Raw genomic sequence first — 25624 nt, 5'->3', positions numbered from 1 at the left:
CCACATCTAATGTCAGCTTCCCTTTCTACCGATCGTTGGATCGTCCTCAAGTTCGGCGGCACCTCGGTGTCGCGTCGTCATCGCTGGGACACGATTGGAAAACTGGCGAGCAAACGGGCGAACGAGACCGGCGGCCGCGTGCTGGTGGTGGTGTCTGCACTGTCGGGCGTCACCAACGAGCTCACTGCCATCGCCGATGGTGCTGCCGACAGCGCGCAGCGCGTGGCGGCACTGGAACTGCGGCATCGCGAATTCCTTGCCGAGCTCGAGCTCGATGCCGACGCAGTGCTGGGTGCGCGTCTTGCCGCGTTGCACGCATTGGTGGGCGATGCACGCGCTGCCAGCCGCACGCTCGACTGGCAGGCCGAGGTGCTGGGGCAGGGCGAATTGCTGTCTTCCACGATCGGTGCGGCTTACCTGCATGCCAATGGCCTGGACATGGGCTGGCTGGATGCGCGGGAGTGGTTGTCGGCGTTGCCGCCGCAGCCCAACCAGAGCGAGTGGTCCAAGCGCTTGTCGGTGTCGTGCCAGTGGCAATCCGATGCCGCATGGCGGGCGCGTTTCGATGCGCAGCCCACGCGCCTGCTGATCACGCAGGGCTTTATTTCGCGGCATGCCGATGGCGGCACCGCGATTCTGGGGCGTGGCGGTTCGGATACTTCGGCGGCGTATTTCGGTGCACTGCTCGGCGCCAGCCGGGTGGAAATCTGGACCGACGTGCCCGGCATGTTCAGCGCCAACCCGAAGGAAGTGCCGGATGCGCGTCTGCTGACCCGCCTGGACTATTACGAAGCGCAGGAAATCGCCACCACCGGCGCCAAGGTGCTGCACCCGCGCTCGATCAAGCCCTGCCGCGACTCCGGCGTGCCGATGGCGATTCTGGATACCGAACGCCCGGATCTGCCAGGCACCAGCATCGATGGCAGCGCCGAACCAGTACTCGGCGTCAAGGCGATCAGCCGCCGCAACGGCATCGTGCTGGTGTCGATGGAAGGCATCGGCATGTGGCAGCAGGTCGGCTTCCTGGCCGACGTGTTCACGCTGTTCAAGAAGCATGGCTTGTCGGTGGATCTGATCGGCTCGGCCGAAACCAACGTCACCGTGTCGCTGGACCCGTCCGAAAACCTGGTCAACACCGATGTGCTGGCGGCGTTGTCGGCAGACCTGTCGCAGATCTGCAAGGTCAAGATCATCGTGCCATGCGCGGCGATCACGCTGGTCGGGCGCGGCATGCGCTCGCTGCTGCACAAGCTGTCCGACGTGTGGGCCACGTTCGGGCAAGAGCGCGTGCACATGATTTCGCAGTCGTCCAACGACTTGAATCTGACCTTCGTCATCGACGAATCCGATGCCGACGGCCTATTGCCGATTTTGCATGCGGAATTGATCGATAGCGGCGCCATGCCGGTCAGCGAAGGCGAGGTGTTTGGCCCACGCTGGCGCGAAATCATCGGTTCGGTGCGGCCGCGGCCGACGCCGTGGTGGCATGCCGAGCGCGCGCATCTGCTGACGCTGTCCAAGGCGGGCACGCCGCGTTACGTGTATCACCTGCCCACGGTGCGCGCGCGTGCGCAGGCGCTGGCGCAGATTGCCGCCGTGGACCAGCGCTATTACGCGATCAAGGCCAACTCGCATCCGGCCATCCTGATGGCGCTGGAACAGGCTGGATTCGGCCTGGAATGCGTCTCGCACGGCGAATTGCGCCGTGTGTTCGACACGTTGCCGGAGCTGTCGCCGCGCCGCGTGTTGTTCACGCCGAGCTTCGCGCCGCGTAGCGAATACGAGGCCGCGTTTGCGCTGGGCGTGACCGTCACCTTGGACAACGTCGAAGCGCTCAAGCGCTGGCCGGAGTTGTTCCGCGGCCGCAACGTGTGGCTGCGCATCGACCTGGGCCACGGCGATGGCCACCACGAGAAGGTCAACACCGGCGGCAAGGCGTCCAAGTTCGGGCTGTCGTCCACGCGCGTGGATGAGTTCGTTGAATTGGCGCGCACGCTGGAAGTCACCATCACCGGCGTGCATGCGCATCTGGGCAGCGGCGTGGAGACCGGCGAACACTGGCGGATGATGTACGACGAACTGGCCGGCTTCGCGCGCCGCATCGGCACCGTGGAGACCATCGACATCGGCGGTGGGCTGCCGATTCCCTACAGCGCCGAAGACGAGCCGTTCGACCTGGAGCTGTGGGCCAAGGGGCTAGCCGAGGTCAAGGCCGTGCATCCGGGCTTCCGCCTGGCGATCGAGCCTGGCCGTTACCTGGTGGCCGAGGCCGGCGTATTGCTGGCCCAGGCGACCCAGGTGATCGAAAAGGACGGCATCCATCGCGTCGGCCTGGATGCCGGCATGAACAGCCTGATCCGCCCTGCGCTGTACGACGCCTGGCACGACATCGAAAACCTCAGCCAGCTCGGTGCGCCTGCCGATGGCAGCTTCGATGTGGTGGGGCCGATCTGCGAATCCTCCGATGTGTTCGGCAAGCGCCGCCGCCTGCCCGCGGCTACCGCACCGGGCGATGTGATGCTGATTGCCGATGCCGGCGCGTATGGGTATTCCATGGCCAGCACCTACAACCAGCGGGAGTTGCCGCGCGAAGAGGTGATCGATGCGGCCGCTGGCTGAGTTCATCGCGCTGAGCACGCTGGCCGGTGGTGTGTCGATGGTGGTGTCCACCGCCATCGACATGGCCGGCCAGGCAATGCCGTGGACCGATAGCCTGAAGTGGGCGCTGCCCGCGCTGGTCGCTGCCGGTGTGGGTGCATGGGGTGCGGCGCGCTGGCAGCGTTGGCGCCAGCGTCGCGCGCCGGCGCAGCATGCCGGCGGCATGGCGCTGCGCACGCTGGTGTTGAACGCACTCAGCTATCCGCCGCTGTTGTTGTTGTATCTGGTGATCGCGTTGGCGGTCACTGGCAGCGCAGAAGTCATTGGCTCGGAGGCACTGCTGCTGGTGTTCCTCATGGGTTGCCTGCCACTGCTGTGGGCCGCTGTGCCGTTTTCCATCATCGAATATTTCCTGTGCCGGCGTTATCTGCGTCGCGCACGTGTGCCTGCAGGGTGTGTATGAGCGCTTTCGACAAACATCAGGTGTCCACGTTCCGCTTTGTCCGCTGCGCGCTGGATGCGCAGACCGGCGTGGCGACGCTGGTGTATGCCTTCGACCAGGGGCCGGAACTGGTGGAGACCGTGGCGGTGCCCGGTGCCCCGTTCGTGCTGGACGCCACGCGTGCGGCGGCCGTGCAACAGGCCTTGCGCCTGCTGCACCTGATCGCCGGTGTCAGCTACTACAAGGCGGCGGTGCCGCCGACCATCCAGATCGACGACTACGCCATCGATGCGAAGACCGCCGCACTGATGGAAAGCGTCTATCTGCACGGCCTGGGCGAATTCGCTTACCGCAATGGCTTCAACCTGCACGGCAAGATCCACTTCCCGGTGACGGCGCCGGCAGCCGACCAGGCACCGGCCGCAGGGCTGCGCGAGCATGCGCTGGTGGCCATCGGCGGCGGCAAGGATTCGTTGGTCAGTATTGAAGCGCTGCGGCAGGCCGGGGTGGATCAGACCGTCAGCTGGATTGGCGGTTCGCAATTGATCCGCGCCTGCGCCGAGCGGACCGGGCTGCCGGTGCTCAACATCGGCCGCGTGCTGGCGCCGGAGTTGTTCGAGCTCAATCGTCAGGGTGCCTGGAACGGGCACATCCCGGTGACGGCGGTGAATTCGGCCATCCTGGTGTTGTCGGCGCTGCTCACCGGCGTGGACCAGGTGGTGTTTTCCAACGAGCGTTCGGCCAGCTATGGCAGCCAGATTCCCGGCACCGGCGAGGTCAATCACCAGTGGTCCAAGGGCTGGGCGTTCGAGCAGGCCTTTGGTGAGTACGTGCAGCAGCATGTTGCCGCCGACCTGCGTTATTACTCGCTGCTGCGGCCGCTCTCCGAGCTCGCGGTGGCACGGCAGTTCGCCAAGACCGATCACTACGACGCGCATTTTTCCAGCTGCAACCGTAATTTCCACATCATGGGCGAGCGGCCGGTGCATCGCTGGTGCGGGGTGTGCCCCAAATGCCATTTCGTTTTTCTGGCGTTGGCGCCGTTCATGCCCAAGACGCGCCTGGTCAAGATCTTCGGGCGCAACCTGCTCGACGATGCCGCCCAGGCCGGCGGCTACGATGCGTTGCTGGAATTCCAGGACCACAAGCCGTTCGAATGCGTGGGCGAGGGGCGCGAGTCGCGTGCCGCGATGGCGGTGCTGGCTACCCGTGCAGAATGGAAGGAAGACGCGCTGGTGAAGCGGTTTATCCGCGAGATCCAACCGCAGCTGGAGCAGGACGCACTGCAGCTGGAGCCCTTGATGGCCATCGATGGCGAGCACCGCGTTCCTTCGGCGCTGTGGGAGCGCGTGCGTGCGAATTTCGCAGCTTGAGGGCAAGGCGGTTGCGTTGTGGGGATTGGCGCGCGAAGGGCGCGCCGCCTATCGCGCGCTGCGCCAACAGCTGCCTGCGCAGCCGCTGACGGTCTTTTGTAACGCCGAAGAGGCACGCGACGTTGCCGCTTTGGCAGACCCCGCGTTGCAGGTGCAGACCGAAGCGAGCGCACAGGCGCTGGCCGCGTTCGAGGTCGTGATCAAGTCACCGGGCATCAGCCCGTACCGTGAGGAAGCACGCGCCGCCGCCGCGCAGGGCACGCGCTTCATCGGCGGCACCGCGCTGTGGTTTGCCGACCACGCGCAGCCGGACGGCTACGTGCCGGGCGCGATCTGCGTGACCGGCACCAAGGGCAAGAGCACCACCACCGCGCTGCTGGCGCATCTGTTGCGTGCCGGCGGCCATCGCACCGCGCTGGTCGGCAACATCGGCCAGCCGTTGCTGGAAGTGCTCTCCCCACAGCCGCCGCCTGCGTACTGGGCGATTGAGCTGTCCAGCTACCAGACCGGTGAGGTGGGGCGCAGTGGCGCGCGCCCGGAGTTGGCGCTGGTGCTGAACCTGTTCCCCGAGCATCTGGACTGGCACGGCAGTGAAGCGGCGTATGTGCGTGACAAGCTGGCGCTGGTGACCGACGGCCGCCCGCGCATCGCCCTGCTCAATGCCGCCGACCCGCATCTGGCGCAGCTGCAGCTGCCTGAGAGCGAAGTGCGTTGGTTCAATCATCCCGATGGCTGGCACCTGCGTGGCGACGTGGTTTATCGCGGCCAACAGCCGATTTTCGATACTGCCAACGTGCCGCTGCCGGGGGAACACAACCGGCGCAACCTGTGCGCCGTGCTGGCGGCAGTGGAGGCCCTGGGCCTGGATGCGGCGGCATTGGCGCCGGCGGCACTGACCTTTCGTCCGTTGCCCAACCGGTTGCAGTGGCTCGGTAGCGTGGACGGCATCGCATACGTCAACGATTCCATCAGCACCACACCGCATGCCTCGCTGGCGGCATTGGCGTGCTTTGCACAGCAGCGCGTGGCGTTGCTGGTGGGTGGGCACGACCGTGGGCTGGACTGGCAGGACTTCGCCGCGCACATGGCGCAGCAGGCGCCGTTGGAAATCGTCACCATGGGCGCCAACGGCCCGCGCATCCATGCGTTGCTGGCACCACTGGCGCAGAGCGCCGGCTTTGGCCTGCATGCCGCCGATGACCTGGCGCATGCGATGCAGCTGGCACGCAGCGCGCTCGGTGCACAGGGCGGGGTGGTGCTGCTGTCGCCCGGCGCGCCCAGCTTTGGCGTGTACAGCGATTACGTGGCGCGTGGCCGCCACTTTGCGCAGCTGGCGGGGTTCGATCCTGCGGCGATCAGTGCGATTCCCGGCCTGGGTGTGCAGTAGCTTCAAGCTGTTGGTTGCGTTGCGCGTGCCAAGCCTGTGCTCTGTTTGTCGTAATGGATGGCGGCTGGCCACACGCTGCGCGCCGTCACCATCCAGGCACCACGCAAACGCCTAGACTCGCTGCACATCCCCGGGAGCATGTGCATGCAGACGCAATCGAAATGGAAACGCGCCGGTCTGGCCGGCCTGTTGGCGTTGATGGCCGGTCCGGCCATGGCCGCGATGCAAGCCAAGCCGCTGGAATGGACCATTGGCAAGGACAGCTTCAGCGGCGTGCTGGTGTACGACGATGCCGGCCCTGCCAAGCGCCCGGGCCTGGTGATGGTGCCCAACTGGCGCGGGGTCAACGATTCGGCGGTGGCCAAGGCCAAGCAGCTGGCCGGCGACGACTACGTGGTGCTGGTGGCGGACGTCTACGGCAAGGGCATCCGGCCCAAGAACGACACCGAAGCCGGGGCGCAGGCCAAGACGCTGCGCGATGACCGGTCCACGCTGCAGGCGCGTGCCCTCAAGGCGGTGGATGTGCTCAAGGCGCAGGCCGGCAGCGCACCGCTGGATGCAGCACGCATCGGTGCGGTGGGTTTCTGTTTCGGCGGCACTACGGTGCTGGAACTGGTGCGCGCGGGCGCGCAGCTGGCCGGCGTGGTCAGCCTGCATGGCGGTATTTCCACACCCGCGCCGGCGGCCGCCAACTCCGCAAGGACGCCGGTGCTGGTGCTCAACGGCGCCGATGACAAGAGCGTGACCCAGGCCGACATCGCCGCGTTCGAAACCGAAATGAACGGCGCCGGCGCGGACTGGCAGTTCGTGAACTTCAGCGGAGCGGTGCATTGCTTCGCCGAAGCCGATGCCAACAGCCCGCCGGGCTGCCTGTACAACGCGCGTGCGGCCAAGCGTGCGTTCGGCATGCTGCACGGGTTCTTCGACGAACGTTTCGGTAAGTGAGGGTGGCGCTGGCGTGCGGCATGTCCTGCGCGCCAGCGTTTCCACGTGGACGGCTGCAGCGGCCGTGTTTCAGCGCGTCACTGTCGAAACGCAGTGGCGGGTGTCGTTTGGATGAGCGTTGTCAGCTGTTGTGGCCTGCAGGACGGCCCTGCAGGGCGGTGCCGGACTGACAACCACAAGCGCTTTGCGGGACACTTCGCTCGGTGGCGGCGCCGGACACTCGCCCAGCGCCGCGTGCTGCGATCAGTGCGTCCGTTCCACCGCATAACGCGCCAGGCCGCGTAATGCGGCCACTGCCGGGCTCGACGGCAAGCCGTCCAGGGCCTGTTCGGCGGCGGCGGCGTATTCGGCGGCGCGCTGGCGGCTGTAATCGAGCCCGCCGGTTGCGCGGATGGCCGTCAACACCTCCGGCATCGCCTCGGCATCGCCCTGTTCGACGATCTGCCGCAGGCGCTGCTGGGTGGCGGCATCGGAATGCGCAATGGCGTGGATCAGCGGCAGGGTGGCTTTGCCCTCGGCCAGGTCGTCGCCCAGGTTCTTGCCCAGGTCGGTGGCATCGGCGGCGTAGTCGAGCACGTCGTCGGCGATCTGGAACGCAAAGCCCAGCTGCATGCCGTAGTCGTACAGACGCTGCTGCACGTCGGCATTCGCGCCCGAGGCCAGTGCGCCCAGGCGCGTGCCGGCGGCAAACAGCACCGCGGTCTTGCGCTCGATCACGCGCAGGTACGCGGCTTCATCGGTGTCGGGGTTATGTACATGCAAGAGCTGCAGCACTTCGCCTTCGGCGATGCGGTTGGTGGTGTCGGCCAGGATCTGCATCACTTCCATGCGGTCCAGTTCGACCATCAGCTGGAAGCTGCGCGAATACAGGAAATCGCCCACCAGCACGCTGGGCGCGTTGCCCCAGAGCGCATTGGCGGTGCTGCGGCCGCGGCGCAGGTCTGATTCGTCCACCACGTCGTCATGCAGCAGCGTGGAGGTGTGGATGAACTCGATGATCGCCGCGAGCTGGTGGTGTTCGGGGCCGGAGCCGCCTGCGGCGTGGCCGGCCAGCATCACCAGCATTGGGCGCAGGCGTTTGCCGCCGGCGGAGATGATGTGATCGGCAATCTGGTTGATCAGCACGACGTCCGACGCCAGACGGCGGCGGATCAAGGCATCGACCGCCGCCATGTCGGGCGCGGCGAGGGACTGGATCTGGGGCAGGCCCAGTACGGTGGGGAGGTCTTGGGCGATGGTCATGCGCAGGCAAATCGAGATGTCGGCCGATTATAGGTGCCCGGGCCAGATCCGTCCCGCCGCGCCTGTTCCAGCCCTTGCGCGGTGGCCCCGGAACCAGCTGTGGCGGGCATTTCGCGGCTGCCGGTGCGCAGGATCCCGACCCCGCCACGCGCGGTTGTCCGGCCTGCCGGCAAGGGAATGCGTCAGGTGCGGTGGTGGGCAGGTGCGGTAACATTGGCCCCAGAACAGACATTCATCGCCTCGCGCCCCACGGCGCCGGCGCACCATCTCGGAAGCACCTATGGCCCGCGGCATCAACAAAGTCATCCTCGTCGGCAACCTCGGCAACGATCCCGACACCAAGTACACCCAGGCCGGCATGGCGATCACCCGCGTGAGCCTGGCCACCACCAGCATGCGCAAGGACCGCGAAGGCAATAACCAGGAACGCACCGAGTGGCACCGCGTGGTGTTTTTTGGAAAATTGGGCGAGATCGCCGGTGAGTACCTGCGCAAGGGCTCGCAGGTGTATGTCGAAGGCGAGCTGCGCTACGACAAGTACACCGGCCAGGACGGCGTGGAGAAGTACAGCACCGACATCGTCGCCAACGAGATGCAGATGCTCGGCGGCCGCGGTGAAGGCGGCGGTGGCGGCGGCATGGGCGGCGATCGCCCGCAGCGCACGCAGGCCCCGCGCCAGCAGCAGGGTGGCGGCGGCGGCGGCGGTGGTGGTGGTCAGGACTACGCACCGCGCCGTCAGCAGCCGGCCCAGCAGCAGTCGGCACCGCCGATGGATGATTTTGCGGACGACGATATCCCGTTCTGATCCCGGCGATCGTTGCTTGCACACTCGAAAGGCCCGCTTGCGCGGGCCTTTTCGTTGGCGGAACGGCGTGGCGAGCACGCGGCAGAGTGACTTCCGCGCAAGCCTTCGCCATTGCGTCGTCAATACTTGCCGATGCAATTCAGTGCAGTGCAGTGCAGCGCCGATGCAGTGCAGTGATCGCAGCGTCCCTCAGCCGCGCTCGCCGCATAACACCGACTGCAGGAACGCGATGACCTGCGGCTGTCGCTGCATCCGGCTCAGCTGCGCGGCGGTCCAGCCGCCGAGTTCGTCGATGGGGTCGTGGTGGAACCAGCGGCTGGCTTCGTGCGCGGGTACGAGCAGGCCGGCCAGCTGAAGGATGGCGGTGTCGGGGCAGGGCGGTGGCGCGAGGTTCGCTGGCATCGGGTGGCATCTGGCGTCCAGGGGCGGCACTGACTGTGGCAGGCCGATGTCGGTGACGTGTCGTGTGCGCGCAGCGGCGGCGTTGTCTGCCACGACGACATTTGGCCGACACCGCTGCGGCACGCTGCCGCCGCACCGCTGCGATAGGCGCCAATCCGGTTGGCCACGACAGCGCGGCACTCCTTCCCCTCGAGACGCCCGCCCATGACTTGCTCCCGCCTTGCGTTCGCTGCGCTGTTCGCACTGCCCGCCATTGCCGTCGCCCAGACCACCCCGCAGACCGATCCATCGCTGTCCGAGCAAGGCCCGTATCGCTGGGGGATCGGCGTGGGCGTGGTGGCGTCGGACAGCCCGTTTGCCGGCGAGGGAACGCGCACCAATCCGATCCCGCTGATCCTGTTCGAAGGTGAGCGCTTCTTCTTACGCGGCATCACTGGCGGCGCGCATCTGGTGCAGGGCGAGAGCTTCGGCCTGGACGCTATCGTGGCGCTGCGCCTGGACGGCGTGGCTGCGGACGATCTGGGCGTGGCCGAACTGGCCCGCAATGGCATCGACCGTGCCCTGCTGGACGACCGCGACGACAGCCTGGACATGGGCCTGGTCGGTGCGTGGCGTGGTGCCGCCGGCGAGCTGGAGCTCACTGCCAAGGCCGATGTCACCGGCACCAGCGAAGGCTATGAACTGACCGCCCGTTACGGCTACGCCTTCGCTGTCGGGCGTGGACAACTCACACCAAGCATCAGTGTCAGTCACCTGTCCAAGGACATGGCCAACTATTACTACGGCACGCTCGATGCCGAGGTCGCGCGCGGCGTCGTGGACTACAAGCCGGGCGCGGCGACCGTGCCGACAGTGGGGCTGACCTATATGCGGCCGATCGGCAAACGCTGGCAGTTCCTAACCCGGCTGCAGTACAGCGTGTTGCCCGATGCGCTGAGTGACAGCCCGCTGCTCGCGCCGGATAGCGACGGAGTCGGCTCGGTGTTGATCGGGTTCTCGCGGGGCTTCTGATGGGCCGCACTCAAGTGATGCCCGGCGCAACAAGCCGCGCGGCCAGGGTAGTCCGCACATGATCGCCGCCACGCTGCTGTGTGTGATCGCCAGCTGGATTGCGGCGATGACCTACGTCTACCGTTTCCGCGGCCAGGCGCGCTACGCCAGCCTGCGCCAGTACCTGCGCAAGAGTTGGCCGGTGTTCGCGCTGCCGAACGTCATCCTGTATGCCTTCACCCGCACGGCGGCGCGCGGGCCGTTCGTGCCGCTGGAGCTGTACCGCAAGCTTCCGGCGTTGTCGCGGCACTGGGAGTGCATCCGCGACGAAGCGATGGCCTTGCTGGGAGATGGCAGCTTCGACGAGGTGCGGCGCGACGGCTCACCGGCCGTGTTCGATGTGGGCTTCCGCACCTTCTACAAATACGGGTGGAGTCGCTACTACCTGCGCTGGTATGGCGCGCCGCATGCCTCCGCACGTGCCAGCTGCCCGCGCACGCTGGACCTGTTGGCCGGCTACCCGGAGATCCGTGCGGCGATGTTTGCCCTGTTGCCGCCGCGTTCGGTGCTCACGCCGCATGCGGACCCGTTGGGCTGCTCGCTGCGCTATCACCTGGGCCTGGCCACGCCCAACGCGGCGCAGTGCTTCATCAACGTGGACGGACGCAACCGTGCCTGGCAGGACGGGGATGCGTTCGTGTTCGACGAGACCTATCTGCACTTCGTGCGTAACGATACCGATGCGCCGCGGCTGATCCTGATGTGCGATGTGGAGCGGCCAATGCGCTGGCCGGGGCGGTGGTTCAACCTGGTCTATACGCAGCTGGCACGTGCGGCGCGAACGCCCAACGATGCGCGCGACCGGCGCGGCCCGGTGAGCGCGTTGTATGCGGCTGTCGCACCGCTAATGGCCTACGGAAGGCGCCTGCGCGCGCAGCACCGCCCGCTGTATGCGTTGCTCAAGTGGACGATCAATCTGAGTCTGCTGGGCGCCATGCTTGCACTGCTTGCTGCCGGGGTTGGTGTGCTGCGATGGCTGCTGCATGGCTGAGCGCAGGCACCATTGGGCGGTGCGCTGGTGGTGCGGCCTGCGGGCATCGGCCCAGGCCATGGACCGCGCGCTGCGTATGATGTTTCCATTCCCGAGAATTGCCATGTCGATGACGCATCCGGTCGCCCAGGCGCAGGTTCTGCAGGTCCTCATCATCGAGGACAACCGCGCCCTGGCAGCCAATATCTTCGATTACCTGGAAGCCTGCGGCCACCGCCCGGATGCGGCGCCGGACGGGCAGTCGGGCTTGAACCTGGCGATCAGCAACCGCTACGACGCGATCATCCTGGACTGGATGTTGCCGCGCATGGACGGCATGAGCGTGCTGCGCAGGTTGCGCGAAGAACACGCCTGCCGCACGCCGATCATCATGCTCACCGCCAAGGACCAGCTGGAAGGCAAGCTGCTGGGTTTCGAGAACGGTGCCGACGACTACCTGGTCAAGCCGGTGGCGTTGCCGGAACTTGAAATCCGCCTGCGCGTGATGGTGAGCCGTGCCCGCGCCAGCGCGGCTGCGGGCAACGTGCTGCAGGTGCATGACCTGCGCTACGACCTGGACCGCCTGGCGGTGTCGCGCGGCACCCGCGCGGTGGTGCTGTCCGGTACCTTGCGCACGGTGCTGGAGCTGCTGATGCGGGAATCACCGCGTGTGGTGCGGCGTGACCGGTTGGAGCAACTGATCTGGGGCGATGCGGTGCCCGAAGGCGACCTGTTGCGCTCGCATATGCATGTGCTGCGGCGCGCGCTGGATCACGACGGCGAGCAGAAGCTGCTGCAGACCGTCACCGGCGTCGGTTATCGGCTGGGCGGGCCGGCCGAATGAGCCGAGACGGCCGCCTGCGCAGCCTGCAGTGGTTGATCAGCGCCAGCCTGCTGATGTCGTGCGCGGTGCTGGCGTTGGGGTTGTCGGTGCAGGGCTTTTTGAGCCAGGAACTGATCGAAGATCCGATCTGGCGGCAGCTGCTCACCGCAAGTACGCAGAACGTCACGCGCGTGCCGCCCGAGCGCCTGCAGCAGGCCTTGCCCAGCACTGGCCCGGTAAAAGGCTGGTTGCTGCGCGACGGTGCGCCATTGCCGGTGAGCATGCCGCCCTTCTTCGCCGAGCTGGCACCCGGTTACTACGGCGAAGGCCAGCTGGATACGCAGGGCGACCCCTCTACCGCGGCAAAATTCCTGTCCATCATTCGGCCGCACTGGGGGCCGTTCGCCAACGATGCAGATGGCACGCGACTCGATCGCAGCTATTCGGCGCTGGTCACCGCGCTACCGCAAGGGCGGCTGATCATGAGCATCGACATCACCGCGCTGGAGGACAAGCAAAATGGCAGCGTGCAGCTCAGCGTGCTGTTCTTTATCTGCAACCTGGCGATGATCGGGCTGGTGATCTGGTGGCTGTTCCTGGGCTTTGCGCGGCCGGTGCAGGACCTTGCCAGGCGCATGCGCCGGCTGGATCCGTTGCAGCCGGCGCAGCGGCTGCCCACCGACTACGGCAAGAGCGAACTCAACACCATCGCGCGCGAGGCGAACGCGCATCTGGAACGCGTGGAACGCGCGATCGAGCGCGAACGCAGTCTGCTGGATCAGGCCAGTCATGAGTTCCGCACACCCTTGGCGGTGATTTCCGGCGCGGCCGATGTGCTACACAAGCAGCAACTGCCGGAACGGGCGCAGGGGCCGCTGCACCGGATCGACGAGGCAGTGGACAACCTCACCCGCATCATGGAAGCGCTGCTCTACCTCTCGCGCGAATCCACCCCGGCCGAGCGGCAGCAGGTGACCATCCTGCACGCGCTACTGCCCGAACTGGTGCAGGACCACCTGTATCTGCTTTCGGAAAAACCGGTGGAGGTGGTGGTCACCGCGCTGGAGCCACTGACGCTGCACGCACCGGAATCGATGGTGCGCATTGCGGTGGGCAACCTGCTGCGCAACGCGGCCGATCACACCTACGTGGGGCAGATCGAGGTGAGCCTGCACGCGCACCGATTGAGCATCCGCGACTCCGGTGACGGCTTCGATACCGCGCTGGCGGCGCAACGCTATACCGCGTCATTGAAGCAATCGGTCAAGCAAGGCGGTGGCGCGGGACTGGGGCTGTTCCTCACCCGGCGCATCTGCGAACGCTTCGGTTGGCGCCTGCATCTGGAATCCTCTGCGGCGCAGGGCACGCTTGCGGTGATCGACTTCCAGCCGTAGTCGCCGCGATTTACCAGCGCTGACAGCGAAGGGCAGTCACAGCGATCTCTCTGGCGATTTTCAAACAGCCCTGGTCAACATCACGCCACCCGCGCGCAAACGACGACCACCCCCAAACAACGTGGCAGCTCAGGCAGACGTCCGGTCCCGGCCGCCCTGTTTGGCCCGATACAACGCTCCATCGGCGTCGCGCACGATCGCATCGGGTGTCAGCGGTGTTTCGCCCGGTTCAAAGGTGGCAGCGCCAACGCTGACGGTCACATGTGCACTGGTCGGGCTGGTCAGATGCATCAACCCCAGTTCCGCCACCGCCGTGCGAATGGCATCGGCCAGGCGCAGCGCGCCGGCGACGTCGGTGTGCGGCAGGATCATGCCGAATTCCTCGCCGCCGTAGCGCGCGGCGATGTCGTCGCTGCGCCGGGTGCAGCCGGCAATCGCGCCCGCGATCAGGCGCAGGCAGGCATCGCCGTTGACGTGCCCGTAGGTGTCGTTGTAGAGCTTGAAGTGGTCGACATCGATCATCAGCACCGACAGCGGCGCCTGCGTGTGTACGGCATCCTGCAAGGCCTCAGACAGGCGGTGGTCGAAGGCGCGCCGGTTGGCGATGCCGGTCAAGGCGTCCACCCAGACCTCGGAGCTGAGCCGCGCTTCATTGCGATGCATGCGGCGCAGCTGCAGGTCCAGCCAGATGCCCACCGCCAGCAGCAGCACGAAGCCGAGCACGGCAATGATGATGCGTTGGCGTGCGGATGCGCGCCAATTGGCCAGCGCATCGTCCACTGCCACGCCGGTGAGCACCGTGAGTGGGTAGGGCCGGGCCGGCACAAAACTGGAGATGCGTTGCACCCCATCCAGCGGCGAGCGGTAGGTGAGCGTGCCGCGGCGCTCGTTGCGCATGGTCACGTACAGCGACGTGCCCGCGATCGAGCTGGCAGTCTGGTCATCGCGCTCCGGCCGCCGCACGATCACCACGCCATCATCGTTGAACAGGCCGATGGTGCCGTGATCCCCAACCTGGAAGCGGCTGTAGTAGTCCTGGAAATACTTCAGCCGCAGCGTCACCAGCGCCACGCCATCGAACTCGCCGCTCGGCGTCGTGAGGCGGCGGCTCAATGTGATCACCCAGCGCCCGTCCGAGCGGCTCTGCACCGGTGGCCCGACGAACACCAGTGCGTCGCGGTGGTCGCGGTGGTACTTGAAATACGCGCGGTCGGCATTGTTGTGCGTGCGCGGGAGGCTGCCCAGCGACGAGTTCACCCAGTGGCCATCGGCGGCGTAGATGAAAATGCCGTGCAGGCGCTCCGAGCGGCGGGCCTCACTGACCAGAAACGCATGCATCGCCGCATGTTCGTTTGCCGAGCCGCGGTCCTGTTGCAGGCGTGCAACCAGCCCCGACAACACCGCATCGGCGATGGTCATGGTGTCGCTGGCGTGCTGCGCCAGCGAGTCGGCCAGGTTCAACGACTGCGTCTGCGCGGCCTGCAAGGCGCTGTCGCGCTCCTCATGGATCGACCAGTATTCGGAACCGAGCAGAAGTATCCACGATGCGGTCAACACGAAATGCAGCGCGATGCGCTGTGCACGTTGCCGCCACTGCTTGCTTGTCGACACCACTGTGTTTCCTTGTCCAGGACGCAGAGCCGATGCAACCGCCATGCCAGCGTACGTGGTGGCGCCCGATGCCGGCCAGGCGCGCGGCGCGTGCAATCCGGATTTGTGACTGACAGCTCAGCCCATCGCGGCCGCAGCTGCTGAAGTCGCGGTATAGCCCGCTTGCCTGCTGACGTTGGCGATGCACTGCGTCACCCAGGTCCGCTGCAATTGTTCACGGCGTGGCAGTGCACACAGCAGACGCGACCGCATGCGCGTAACGGTGCGCGTGGTATCCCAGGTGGCCCATCAGTATGAGGAGACCACGATGCGTGGCATTCGTTTGCAGCAACCAGCAGGCCTGGCGTCACTCACCTCAGTCGCGTTGCCCGATCCCGGCCAGCCCGCGGCAGGCCAGATCCGCGTGCGGCTGCATGCCAGTTCGCTGAATTTCCATGACCTGGGCATTGTCAGCGGACAGATGCCAACCGCCGATGGCCGCATCCCGATGTCCGACGGTGCTGGCGTGGTGGAGGCGGTGGGCGAGGCGGTCAGTGATTTCGCCGTGGGTGACCACGTGGTGTCTACATTCTTCCCGCAGTGGCTGGATGGCGAGCCGCTGCATGCCGGCTTTGCCACCACGCCCGGCGACGGTGTAGACGGCTATGCACGCTCGGCCGTGGTCGCGGCTGCGCAGGCCTTCACGCATGCACCGCGTGGCTATAGCCATGCCGAAGCTGCCACCTTGACCACCGCCGGCGTCACGGCGTGGCGTGCCTTGGTGGTCAATGGCCGGATCAAGGCCGGCGACACCGTCCTGGTGCTGGGCACCGGCGGCGTGTCGATCTTTGCGCTGCAGTTCGCCAAGGCGATGGGCGCCACGGTAATCGTCACCTCGTCGTCGGACCAGAAGCTGGAGACGGCGCGTACGCTCGGTGCCGACCACTGCATCAATTATCGCCAGCACACCGAATGGGCGGCGCAGGTGCTGGAGATCACCAACGGGCGCGGTGTGGACCACGTGGTGGAAGTCGGCGGCCCGGGCACGCTGGCGCAGTCCATCAAGGCTGCGCGCGTGGGCGGGCACATCGCCTTGATCGGTGTGCTCACCGGCGCCGCGGGCCCGGTGCCCACCGCCGAGATGATGGGACGCCAGCAACGGCTGCAAGGCTTGGTGGTGGGTAGCCGCCGGCATCAGCAGGAGTTGGTGCGGGCACTGGACGGTTTGCCGTTGCGGCCGGTGATCGATCGTTCGTTTGCGCTGGAGGACATCGCCGAGGCGTTTGCGTTGCAACACGCCGGTGGTCACCTGGGCAAGATCGTGCTGGAATTCTGAGCCTGGCGCGGCGCGCGCGGGCAGGGTCCAACACCTGCCTGCGGCGCGTCATGCGATAGCGCTGCTGATGTGCGGCGTGGCGGCAGAGGGTGTCAGCGATCTCGACAGAGGTGGCGGCACGCACAGCGCATCACTGAGTGAAGGGGCCGTCTAATTCGGGCGTGGCAGTGATGAGTGTGTTTCATAGACGCATGCGGCTACAGCAGCTAATGCCGGCAGAACCGCGCCTTAGAATCGGGACAACCCACTGCATTGCCGCCATCGCACACAGCCGCGCTCACGCGCTTGTGACCGGCAGCGCTGCACATTATTTAAGAACTGTATAAGCCAGCATTGTTGGAGATGCCAGCCATGAGAGATATCAAGATGACCCGACGCGAGGTGTTGATCGCTGGCACGGCGTCTGCCGCCAGCGTCGCTGCCAGTCAGTCCATGGCTGCCGGTGCCGCCAACGCGCTGTCGCAGCGCCAGGCCGCCGAACCCGCCAACGCATCCAGCGAGGTGGCCTTTGAAGTCAACGGCAAGCCGGTGACGCTGACGCTGGACAACCGCACCACCTTGCTGGATGCGCTGCGCGAGCATCTGCATCTGACCGGCACCAAGAAGGGCTGCGACCACGGCCAATGCGGTGCCTGCACCGTCATCGTCGACGGGCAGCGCATGAATTCCTGCCTGTCGCTGGCGGTGATGCATCAGGGCGCCAAGGTCACCACCATCGAAGGGCTCGGTACGCCCGACAAGCTGCATCCAATGCAGGCGGCCTTCGTCAAACATGATGGCTACCAGTGCGGCTATTGCACACCGGGGCAGATCTGCTCGGCGGTGGCGGTGCTGGATGAGGTCAAGCGCGGCATCCCCAGCCACGTCACCGACGATCTCACTGCCAAGACGCGGCTCACCACGGTGGAGTTGCAGGAGCGCATGAGCGGCAACATCTGCCGCTGCGGTGCGTACTCCAACATCGTCGAGGCGATCACCGAAGTTGCCGGAGACCGCGCATGAAGGCTTTCAGTTACGAGCGCGCCACCTCCCCGGCAGATGCCGCAGCCAAGGCCGCGCGTCAGCCCGGCGCCAAGTTCATCGCCGGCGGCACCAACCTGCTGGATCTGATGAAACTGCAGATCGAAACCCCCTCGCATCTGATCGATGTCAACGGCCTCACGCTGGACACCATCGACGCGACCCCCGAGGGCGGCCTGCGTATCGGCGCGCTGGTACGCAATACCGACCTGGCCGCGGATGCACGCGTGCGCCGCGATTACGCGGTGCTCTCGCGCGCACTGCTGGCCGGCGCGTCCGGGCAGCTGCGCAACCGCGCCACCACTGCGGGCAATTTGCTGCAGCGCACGCGCTGCCCGTATTTCTATGACACCAACCAGCCGTGCAACAAGCGGCTGCCGGGCAGTGGCTGCGCGGCAATCGGCGGCTTCAACCGCCAGCTGGCGGTGATCGGCGCCAGCGAAGACTGCATCGCCACCCATCCCAGCGATATGGCGGTGGCCATGCGCGCCCTGGATGCAGTGGTGGAAACCGTGCGGCCAGATGGGCAGCCCCGCGCCATCCCGATCGCCGAGTTCTACCGCGCACCGGGCAAGACGCCGCATATCGAAACCGTGCTGGAGCGTGGAGAACTGATCACGGCCGTGACCCTGCCCAAGCCGGTGGAAGGCGCGCACGTCTACCGCAAGGTACGCGACCGTGCGTCCTACGCCTTCGCATTGATCTCGGTGGCGGCGATCGTGCCGCGCAGTGGCAATGCGCAGGTGGCTATTGGTGGCGTGGCGCACAAGCCATGGCGGAACGAGGTCGCCGAAGCACAGACCCGCCAGGGCGGGCGTGCCATCACGGCCATCTTGCTGGAGGGTGCACAGCCCACCGAACACAACGCATTCAAGGTGCCGCTGGTGGAGCGCACCTTGAGCGCGATCCTGGCGGACACGAGGGCCTGACATGAAATTCGACACTCCCGCCGGTACCAATCCCATCGACCAGGGCAAGATCGTCGGCAAGCCGGTCGACCGCATCGACGGCCCGCTCAAGACCACCGGCATGGCGCCGTATGCGTATGAGCATCACGACCTACCCGGCAAGGCGGCCTATGGCCACGTGGTTGGCGCCGGCATTGCCAAGGGCACGATTCGCAGTATTGATTTGAGTGCCGCGCGCAATGCGCCCGGCGTGCTCGGCATCGTCACTGCACAAAACGCCGGCAAGCTGCAAAAAGGCAAGCTCAATACGGCCAAGTTGTTGGGTGGACCGGAGATTCAGCACTACCACCAGGCAATTGCGGTGGTGGTGGCGGAGACATTTGAGCAGGCACGCGCGGCCGGTCAGTTGATCAAGGTGGACTACGGCCGCCACGTGGGCGAATACGATCTGGCACGCGCGCGTCCCAAGGCCGAGGTCACCAAGGAAGGCGGTGCACCGAACAGTAATGTCGGCGATTTTGCCGCTGCGTTTGCGGCCGCACCGGTGCAGCTGGATGCCGAATACACCACGCCCGATCATTCCCACGCGATGATGGAGCCGCATGCCTCCATTGCCATGTGGGAAGGCGACAAGCTCAATGTCTGGACCTCCAACCAGATGATCAACTGGGGTGCCGGCGATCTGGCGCGCACGCTCGGTCTACCGCCGGAAAATGTGCGCCTGATGTCGCCGTATATCGGTGGTGGCTTCGGCGGCAAGCTGTTCCTGCGTGCCGATGCGGTGCTCGCTGCGCTGGCCGCGCGCCAGGTGAAGCGGCCGGTGAAGGTGATGCTGCCGCGGCCGTTGATTGCCAACAACACCACCCATCGCCCGGCGACCGTGCAACGCATCCGCATCGGTGCACAGCGCGACGGGAAGATCACTGCCATCGCGCATGAGAGCTGGTCGGGCGATCTGCCCGGCGGTGCACCGGAAATTGCTGCCTCACAGACGCAGTTGTTGTATGCCGGCGCCAATCGCCTGATCACCACACGCCTGGCCGTGCTGGACCTTCCCGAAGGCAACGCCATGCGCGCGCCCGGCGAGGCACCGGGATTGATGGCGCTGGAAGTGGCCATGGACGAAATGGCCGAGAAGCTGGCCATGGATCCGGTGAAGTTCCGCGTCGTCAACGACACCCAGGTGGATCCCGAAAACCCGCAGCGGCCGTTTTCGCAGCGGCAGCTGGTCAAGTGCCTGGAAGACGGGGCAAAACAATTTAGCTGGTCCAAGCGCAAGGCCAAACCCGGCAGCACCCGTGATGGGCGCTGGCTGGTGGGCATGGGCGTGGCGTCGGCATTCCGCAACGCGATCGCCACCACTTCCGGTGCACGCATGCGCCTGGAGCAGGGCGGCCGCGTGGTGGTGGAAACAGACATGACCGATATCGGTACCGGCTCCTACACCATCATTGCGCAGACGGCCGCCGAGATGCTCGGTGTGCCGCTGGACTGGGTGGACGTGCGCCTGGGCGATTCGAGCTTTCCTGTCTCGGCCGGTTCCGGCGGGCAGTGGGGCGCCAATAGTTCCACCGCCGGCGTGTATGCGGCGGCGGTGAAACTGCGCGAGGCCATTGCCACGCAACTGGGCTTGGACCCGAGCAAGGCCGAATTTGCCGACGGGCACGTGCGTGCCGGCGGCAAGCGCGTCGCCTTGGGTGATGCCGCTGCCCAGGGCCCACTGGTGGTCGAGGATAAGATCGAGTTTGGCGACCTGGCCAAGAAGCAGCAGCTGTCCACCTTCGGCGCGCATTTTGTCGAGGTCGGCGTGGACGTGGTGACCGCCGAAGTGCGCATCCGGCGCATGCTGGCTGTGTGTGCGGCCGGGCGCATCCTCAACCCCAAGACCGCACGCAGCCAGGTGATCGGCGCGATGACCATGGGTGCCGGTTCGGCGTTGATGGAAGAGTTGGTGGTCGACAAGCGGTTGGGCTTTTTCGTCAACCACGACCTGGCCGGCTACGAAGTGCCGGTGCATGCGGACATCCCGCATCAGGACGTGGTGTTCCTGGAAGAAACCGACCCGATGTCCTCGCCGATGAAGGCCAAGGGCGTGGGGGAGCTGGGCATCTGCGGGGTCGCCGCGGCAATCGCCAATGCGGTCTACAACGCCACCGGCGTGCGCGTACGCGACTACCCGGTGACGCTGGACAAGCTGCTGCCGCATCTGCCTGAGCCGCTGCGCGCGTGAATGCAGTGGCGACTCCTGTCAGCCACGGTATGCCGGCTGCCGCCGCGTGGCCGGCCTGGCCGGAGTACGCCCTGCACGATGACCTGTTGCCGACGTTGTCTGCCTGGCATCGCGCCGGGCAGCGCGTGGCGCTGGCCACGCTGGTGGAGGTGCGCGGCTCCTCGCCGCGCCCGCTGGGTAGCCAGATGGCGATCAGCAGCACCGGGCAGGTGGCCGGGTATGTGTCGGGCGGTTGCGTTGAAGCGGCGGTCGCGCATGAAGCCCTGGCGGTCCTGCAGGATGGCCGCCCGCGCTTGCTCGATTACGGCGAAGGCAGCGAGGTGCTCGATATCCAGCTGAGCTGCGGTGGGCGCATCGGCGTATTGGTGTGTGCGGTGCAGGATCTGGGCGGGTATCTCGCGCGTTGGCGCAATGCGCGACAGCACCGGCGCGCGTTTCATGTCGCGCTGGATCGCGTGCACGGCACGCTGCGTTACCTGGCTACACAGAGTGATGCCGCTCCCGGCGAATTCGTGTTCTCCCGGCGGCCGCCCCTGCGTCTGGTGCTGGTGGGGGCGGATCCTTCGGTACTGGCGCTGGTCGCGCTGGCGACGCAGGCCGGGATCGAAGTACGCGTGCTGCGCCCGCATGGCCCGGTCGAACCGCCACCGGGGCTGCCCCCAGAGCACTACGATCGCCGCGGTCTTGCGCAGGCGTTGGCAGAGGTGGAACTGGACGCACATTGCGCGTTGTACAGCCTTGCCCACGACGGCGACATCGATCTGCAGGTTGCCCATCGCGGGCTGTCGTCCCAGGTGGCCTGCATCGGCATCCTGGGTAGTCGCAACAAACGGCAGGCACGATTGCAGGCCCTGCGCGCGCTCGGTCATGACGCTGCCGCACTGGAACGCGTGCGCCTGCCGGCCGGCATCCGCCTGGGGCCATCGTCGCCGCACGGCATCGCGCTCGGCATCATTGCCGAAGCCACGCAAGCTGTGGCCGATTTACAGGCTGCAGCGCTTTAGGATCTTTCGGTTTTTTGCAGCAGTGGGCGGGGCGCGTTGCGCGTAGTTCGTCATGCGCAAGCTTGGGTTGCTGCCAGCGTGATCGTCGGGCGTTGCCTCGGCGTCATCCCCGAAACGCTGTGCATGGTGGTCGTTCTCTAGGTCGCAGTACGTCAGGACTTATCGATTCGCGTCGTGCGACATCGCTCACCGAGCGTGACGCGCAACGTCGTAGTGCACTGCAGGTCACGCCAGTCGCTGTGGTGCGCGCGTCCCGGCTTGACGATGGTGTTATCGCGAAGGGTTTTCTCCCGAAGTCGTAATGTTGCGCGTAAAGCAGCGAAAAACTTGGTGGCCATGTCCGCACGTCTGTAGGCGCGCGGCTATGCGGCGCGGTCAATCACTACGCAGATGAGACTTCTCTCGCAGTCATGCGATTGCGCATAAAGATCCAGCGAGCGCCGTGGTCGCGCATGCACACCTCCGCTGTGCGCGGCTTTGCTGCGTGGTCACCCACTGCGCACATGTTTGGTCCTACGCTGCAGGCATCCTTACATGCAAGATAGCCCGCTCATGATCGCTTTGCTTCCAGCGCACGCCGCGCCATCACGCACCGCCGCGCACGCGCGCCACACCGTGTTGGCAGCGCGATCAGGTTTGCAGCATTGCAGTGCGCCGGCTGATACGTCAGTGCTTGCCGCATGGCGTGCGGAGCGCTGCGCGTGAGCAGCGACCATGCCGCGCTGGTGTTGGCGGCAGGCGCGGGGCGGCGGCTCGGTCGCTCCAAGCAATTGCTGACGCGCGATGGCGAACCCCTCGTGCGGCGCGCAGCCCGCATTGCGTTGCAGACAGCGCCGCGGCGCTGTGTGGTGGTGGTGGGCGCCAATGCTGATTTGGTGATGGAGGCCTTACGCGGCCTGGATGTGGAAATCGTGCGGCATGCCGGCTGGGCCGACGGCATGGGCACCAGTCTTGCCGCATTGCGCGCGCACGTACACGAAGACATCACGCTGCGCCGCAGCCTGATCCTCGGCTGCGACCAGCCCGCGCTGGACACGCCGCATCTGCGCAGCTTGCTGGAAGAAGCCGATCTGGCTGCATCGGGCTGCGCCACCAGCGGCTATGCAGGCGTGCGCGGGATTCCGGTGGTGGTGACGCACGCGGTGTGGGATGAAGTGCCGCTGTTGGCCGACACCGGCCTGCGCGCGCTGTTCGCCAGCCTGGATGCGCAGACGCTGGGCTGCGTCACCGCACCGGCACTCGCCCTGGACGTGGACACCCCGGCCGACCTGCTTGCTGCGCAAGCGCGTGGCTGGATCGATCCGGAGTGAGCCGCGCGTGCTGTTGGTATAGATAGGCCGGTTAGCAAGTGTCCGCGGTACGTCGCGAACGTGCTGCAGTGCCAATGCGTGCAGTGTCGATACTTCGCCATGCCGCACGGAAGTGCGTTATCTCAACCCACGCGAGGTGACGCACACGCTGCGCCAGCACGCGACGGCAGCGGGGCACGCGACAAGCATCTCAACAACGCGTTGCGCTGAAAAACACACTGCGCGGAAGCAGCTGTAATTGCGGCACATGGCGCGTCGAGTGCATCGCCGAGTGCATCGCTATGAGGCGCGTAGTCGCCCCGCTGCATCGCACAGCTCAGCGCGGCATCGATCGCACGAGTGACGCGGGCATGACCAGTCGCGCGGTTGGTGAACAGCAGCCAGACAAACACAGACGGTGCAGCCATGCACCATCTACCAGACACTTCACGATGTAGCGGCAACGCGCAGTTTCTGACCATCGCCGCGTGCCGTCGCGCTCTGCTGCAAAGCACCTACACCAACGCCGAAGGTGCAGCCATGCACCTTCTGCCAGTCAGTTAATGTGCGGTCGAAGCGCTCAGATCCAGAGCACCACGGCTTCGCGAATCACCAGGACATAGCCAACGACCATGGCGGTCTTGACCGGGAATTGGAACTTCCTCAGCAGATACATGCAAACCCTCCCCAGAGGCACTTATCTGTATCGGAATGTAGCGCTGCGCGTGACGTGTGTCACGTAAGAATTTTCCTACCGGCGAGCCAGTGTCCGCCTGACGGCGCCAGCCATAGCCATAAGCACATGCTGGCTATGCCGGACGCGGGGCCTTGGGCCACTCTCCCGCGGCCCCTTGAGTAAGGGCGCGCCGGCACACCCGCCAGATCGATTCCCATGCAGGCACCGCCGCTCCAGGCCGGTTGTCTCGCTTCGCTGCATCACCGGCCGGAGGGCCAGATGGACGACTCACGTTACGTCGTACGTATCCATTCCGAAAAGAACGGCTGGTGGGTCACCCGCCCGCAGTGGTCGCCGCTGCGCTACCTGAGATAGCAGGGCGCCCTGGCACAGGCCGAATTGATGGCGAAACTGCACTGCCTGACCACCGGCGAGCCGAGCGGTGTGGTGCTCAATACCGGCGACGGCGATCGTTTGGTCCGGCGTTACGGCTGAGCTTGTGACCTCGCGGACGGGAGCTGGCGGCGTCTTCCAGCGGCAAGCGCAACCAACTTGTCCTGAGAGTCAGCCGTCAGGGGAGAAGTCCCCGCAGGTGACCGGTTGCCTGACAGACCGGTGCGCACCTGCCCGAGGCGTGCGCACAGGAAAACCCGATCCATCCCCGCGCTTTGCGCAGGCACGCCGGTCGGCTAGATTCGGGTGATCGGCCATGCTTGGACGATCCGCTACTGCGCGGCCATCTGCCAGGATCTCCACCGCTCGTGATCCCTCCCCCTGTTGCACTGATCCAGAACGACATTGTCGTGTTCGGTCTGATCGCCGCCACCCTCGGCGCCGTGTTCTGGACCTCCGCCCGCGAACGCGGCCCCTGGCAGCGGTTCTACGCGGTGGTGCCGGCCTTGTTGCTCTGCTACCTGCTGCCGGGCATCTACAACACGGTAGGGCTGATCGATGGCGCCAACACACGGCTGTACAACCCGATCGCCCGCGACGTGCTGCTGCCGGCCGCGCTGATCCTGCTGACCCTGAGCATCGACCTGCGCGCCATCCTGCGCCTGGGCCCCAAGCTGGTGGCGATGTATCTGGGCGCATCGCTGAGCATCATGCTGGGCGCGGTGGTCGCGTTCTGGGTGATGCGTTGGCTGCACCCGGCCACCGTGGCCGGCGATACCTGGGCCGGCATGGCCGCGCTGGCCGGCAGCTGGATCGGCGGTGGCGCCAACATGCTGGCGATGCGCGAGGTGTTCGCGGTGAATGCCACCACGTTCGGGCAATTTGCCGTGGTCGATGTTGGCGTGGGTTATGTGTGGATGGCGGTGCTGATTTTCCTGGCCGGGCGCGCCCGCGGCATCGATGCGCGCAGCGGCGCCGATACCCGTGCACTGGATGCCTTGCAGGAGCGCATGGCGCGCTTCCAGGCCGAGCACGCGCGCATTCCCAGCCTGTCGGACCTGATGGTGATCGTGGCCGTGGCATTCGGCGGGGTGGGCCTGGCGCATGCGTTCGCCACCCCCTTGGCCAGCTGGTGCAAGGCGCACCTGAGCTGGGCGCGCCAGTTCAGTCTGGACACGCCGTTCGTGTGGGTCGTGGTGCTGGCGACCAGCCTGGGCCTGCTACTCAGCTTCACCCGCGCGCGCACGTTGGAAGGCGCGGGTGCTTCGAAAATCGGAACCTTGCTGCTGTATTTCCTGATCGCCTGCATCGGCATGCAGATGGACCTGCTGGCCTTGCTCGATCGCCCGTGGCTGTTCCTGCTCGGGCTGATCTGGATTGCCGTGCACATCGTGTTGTTGTGGGGCGTGGGCCGCCTGCTGCGGGTACCGTTCTTCTATTTCGCGATCGGCTCGCAATCCAACATCGGCGGGCCGGCTTCCGCGCCGGTGGTCGCTGCGGCCTTCCATCCCGCGTTGGCGCCCGTGGGTGTGCTGCTCGGCACCATGGGTTATGCCACCGGCACCTACCTGGCGTATCTGGTCGGCATTACCTTGCGGGCGATGGCCGGGGCGGGTTAACGCTGCCTTGCCGGCGTCATGGAGCTGTTGCCTGCAACAGTCCCATGACATCTCGGGTCGGTTTGGTCGACCGCAGTAAAGAGATGAGCACTTGCTGCAACATCCCGAACCGCACGCGTCCACCTGAC

The 25624-nt window shown here is 66.1% G+C and carries 20 protein-coding genes; 17 read left to right on the top strand and 3 right to left on the bottom strand.

Annotated features, from left to right (window positions below):
* The first annotated feature begins 9 nt into the window (after window positions 1-9).
* The 5 genes from ACCQ01_RS15320 (at window position 10) to ACCQ01_RS15300 (ending at window position 6745) form a co-directional block, all read left to right on the top strand.
* A complete protein-coding gene (locus tag ACCQ01_RS15320) occupies window positions 10-2619 on the top strand; it encodes a bifunctional aspartate kinase/diaminopimelate decarboxylase (protein WP_228431664.1) in 2610 nt (869 codons plus the stop codon).
* Entirely contained in the window at window positions 2603-3061 is a 459-nt protein-coding gene (locus ACCQ01_RS15315) for a hypothetical protein (RefSeq protein WP_228431665.1), read from the top strand. The genes ACCQ01_RS15320 and ACCQ01_RS15315 overlap by 17 nt, the downstream gene beginning before the upstream one ends.
* A complete protein-coding gene (gene murL / locus ACCQ01_RS15310) occupies window positions 3058-4413 on the top strand; it encodes a UDP-N-acetyl-alpha-D-muramoyl-L-alanyl-L-glutamate epimerase (protein WP_228431666.1) in 1356 nt (451 codons plus the stop codon). The genes ACCQ01_RS15315 and murL overlap by 4 nt, the downstream gene beginning before the upstream one ends.
* Window positions 4394-5800, top strand: a complete 1407-nt coding sequence (gene murD, locus ACCQ01_RS15305) for a UDP-N-acetylmuramoyl-L-alanine--D-glutamate ligase (RefSeq protein ID WP_228431667.1) — start codon at window positions 4394-4396, stop codon at window positions 5798-5800. Before murL ends, murD begins: the two co-directional genes overlap by 20 nt.
* A gap of 144 nt (window positions 5801-5944) precedes the next feature.
* The gene (locus ACCQ01_RS15300) at window positions 5945-6745 is read left to right on the top strand and encodes a dienelactone hydrolase family protein (protein WP_228431668.1); all 801 of its coding nucleotides are present in this window, start codon (window positions 5945-5947) and stop codon (window positions 6743-6745) included.
* A 243-nt stretch (window positions 6746-6988) separates the two neighbouring features.
* Here the strand turns inward: ACCQ01_RS15300 and ACCQ01_RS15295 are convergent, their stop codons facing one another.
* Window positions 6989-7987 carry a polyprenyl synthetase family protein gene (locus ACCQ01_RS15295; RefSeq protein WP_228431669.1) on the bottom strand — a complete coding sequence of 333 codons (999 nt, stop codon included), beginning with the start codon at window positions 7985-7987 and terminating at the stop codon, window positions 6989-6991.
* 280 nt (window positions 7988-8267) lie between these two features.
* On the opposite strand from ACCQ01_RS15295, the gene ACCQ01_RS15290 reads away from it, so the two are divergent.
* Window positions 8268-8792: a single-stranded DNA-binding protein gene (locus tag ACCQ01_RS15290; RefSeq protein WP_228431670.1), complete on the top strand. Its 525-nt coding sequence runs from the start codon at window positions 8268-8270 to the stop codon at window positions 8790-8792.
* A gap of 189 nt (window positions 8793-8981) precedes the next feature.
* Here ACCQ01_RS15290 and ACCQ01_RS15285 read toward each other — a convergent pair whose 3' ends face one another.
* Window positions 8982-9194 (bottom strand): hypothetical protein, encoded by a 213-nt coding sequence (locus ACCQ01_RS15285; protein ID WP_076054509.1) that lies wholly within the window; start codon window positions 9192-9194, stop codon window positions 8982-8984.
* 204 nt (window positions 9195-9398) lie between these two features.
* Between ACCQ01_RS15285 and ACCQ01_RS15280 the strand changes: the two genes are divergently transcribed.
* From ACCQ01_RS15280 to ACCQ01_RS15265, 4 genes are all read left to right on the top strand, one after another.
* Window positions 9399-10205 carry a MipA/OmpV family protein gene (locus ACCQ01_RS15280; RefSeq protein ID WP_228431671.1) on the top strand — a complete coding sequence of 269 codons (807 nt, stop codon included), beginning with the start codon at window positions 9399-9401 and terminating at the stop codon, window positions 10203-10205.
* 58 nt (window positions 10206-10263) lie between these two features.
* Window positions 10264-11235 (top strand): aspartyl/asparaginyl beta-hydroxylase domain-containing protein, encoded by a 972-nt coding sequence (locus ACCQ01_RS15275; protein ID WP_228431672.1) that lies wholly within the window; start codon window positions 10264-10266, stop codon window positions 11233-11235.
* A 139-nt stretch (window positions 11236-11374) separates the two neighbouring features.
* Window positions 11375-12058 (top strand): response regulator transcription factor, encoded by a 684-nt coding sequence (locus tag ACCQ01_RS15270; protein ID WP_202863379.1) that lies wholly within the window; start codon window positions 11375-11377, stop codon window positions 12056-12058.
* Entirely contained in the window at window positions 12055-13431 is a 1377-nt protein-coding gene (locus ACCQ01_RS15265; RefSeq protein ID WP_228431673.1) for a sensor histidine kinase, read from the top strand. The genes ACCQ01_RS15270 and ACCQ01_RS15265 overlap by 4 nt, the downstream gene beginning before the upstream one ends.
* 129 nt (window positions 13432-13560) lie before the next feature.
* On the opposite strand, the gene ACCQ01_RS15260 is transcribed toward ACCQ01_RS15265, so the two are convergent.
* Window positions 13561-15045, bottom strand: a complete 1485-nt coding sequence (locus tag ACCQ01_RS15260; protein ID WP_115573303.1) for a GGDEF domain-containing protein — start codon at window positions 15043-15045, stop codon at window positions 13561-13563.
* A gap of 304 nt (window positions 15046-15349) precedes the next feature.
* On the opposite strand from ACCQ01_RS15260, the gene ACCQ01_RS15255 reads away from it, so the two are divergent.
* The 7 genes from ACCQ01_RS15255 (at window position 15350) to ACCQ01_RS15225 (ending at window position 25496) form a co-directional block, all read left to right on the top strand.
* Window positions 15350-16357 (top strand): zinc-dependent alcohol dehydrogenase family protein, encoded by a 1008-nt coding sequence (locus ACCQ01_RS15255; RefSeq protein ID WP_228431674.1) that lies wholly within the window; start codon window positions 15350-15352, stop codon window positions 16355-16357.
* Window positions 16358-16708: 351 nt separating this feature from the next.
* Window positions 16709-17359, top strand: coding sequence for an aldehyde dehydrogenase iron-sulfur subunit PaoA (gene paoA, locus ACCQ01_RS15250; RefSeq protein ID WP_029216838.1), 651 nt, complete (start codon window positions 16709-16711; stop codon window positions 17357-17359).
* Window positions 17356-18306, top strand: a complete 951-nt coding sequence (locus ACCQ01_RS15245) for an FAD binding domain-containing protein (RefSeq protein WP_228431675.1) — start codon at window positions 17356-17358, stop codon at window positions 18304-18306. The genes paoA and ACCQ01_RS15245 overlap by 4 nt, the downstream gene beginning before the upstream one ends.
* 1 nt (window position 18307) lies before the next feature.
* Window positions 18308-20515 (top strand): aldehyde oxidoreductase molybdenum-binding subunit PaoC, encoded by a 2208-nt coding sequence (gene paoC / locus ACCQ01_RS15240; protein WP_228431676.1) that lies wholly within the window; start codon window positions 18308-18310, stop codon window positions 20513-20515.
* Window positions 20512-21519 carry an XdhC family protein gene (locus ACCQ01_RS15235; protein ID WP_228431677.1) on the top strand — a complete coding sequence of 336 codons (1008 nt, stop codon included), beginning with the start codon at window positions 20512-20514 and terminating at the stop codon, window positions 21517-21519. The genes paoC and ACCQ01_RS15235 overlap by 4 nt, the downstream gene beginning before the upstream one ends.
* Before the next feature lie 701 nt (window positions 21520-22220).
* Window positions 22221-22829 (top strand): nucleotidyltransferase family protein, encoded by a 609-nt coding sequence (locus ACCQ01_RS15230; RefSeq protein WP_228431678.1) that lies wholly within the window; start codon window positions 22221-22223, stop codon window positions 22827-22829.
* 1416 nt (window positions 22830-24245) lie between these two features.
* Window positions 24246-25496 carry a DUF819 family protein gene (locus ACCQ01_RS15225; protein WP_228431679.1) on the top strand — a complete coding sequence of 417 codons (1251 nt, stop codon included), beginning with the start codon at window positions 24246-24248 and terminating at the stop codon, window positions 25494-25496.
* The last annotated feature ends 128 nt before the right edge of the window (window positions 25497-25624 follow it).

Source organism: Xanthomonas sp. NCPPB 4037, assembly GCF_041475695.2.
GTDB classification, from domain to species: Bacteria; Pseudomonadota; Gammaproteobacteria; order Xanthomonadales; family Xanthomonadaceae; genus Xanthomonas; species Xanthomonas campestris.
This window is presented reverse-complemented; position numbering and strand designations above follow the sequence as displayed.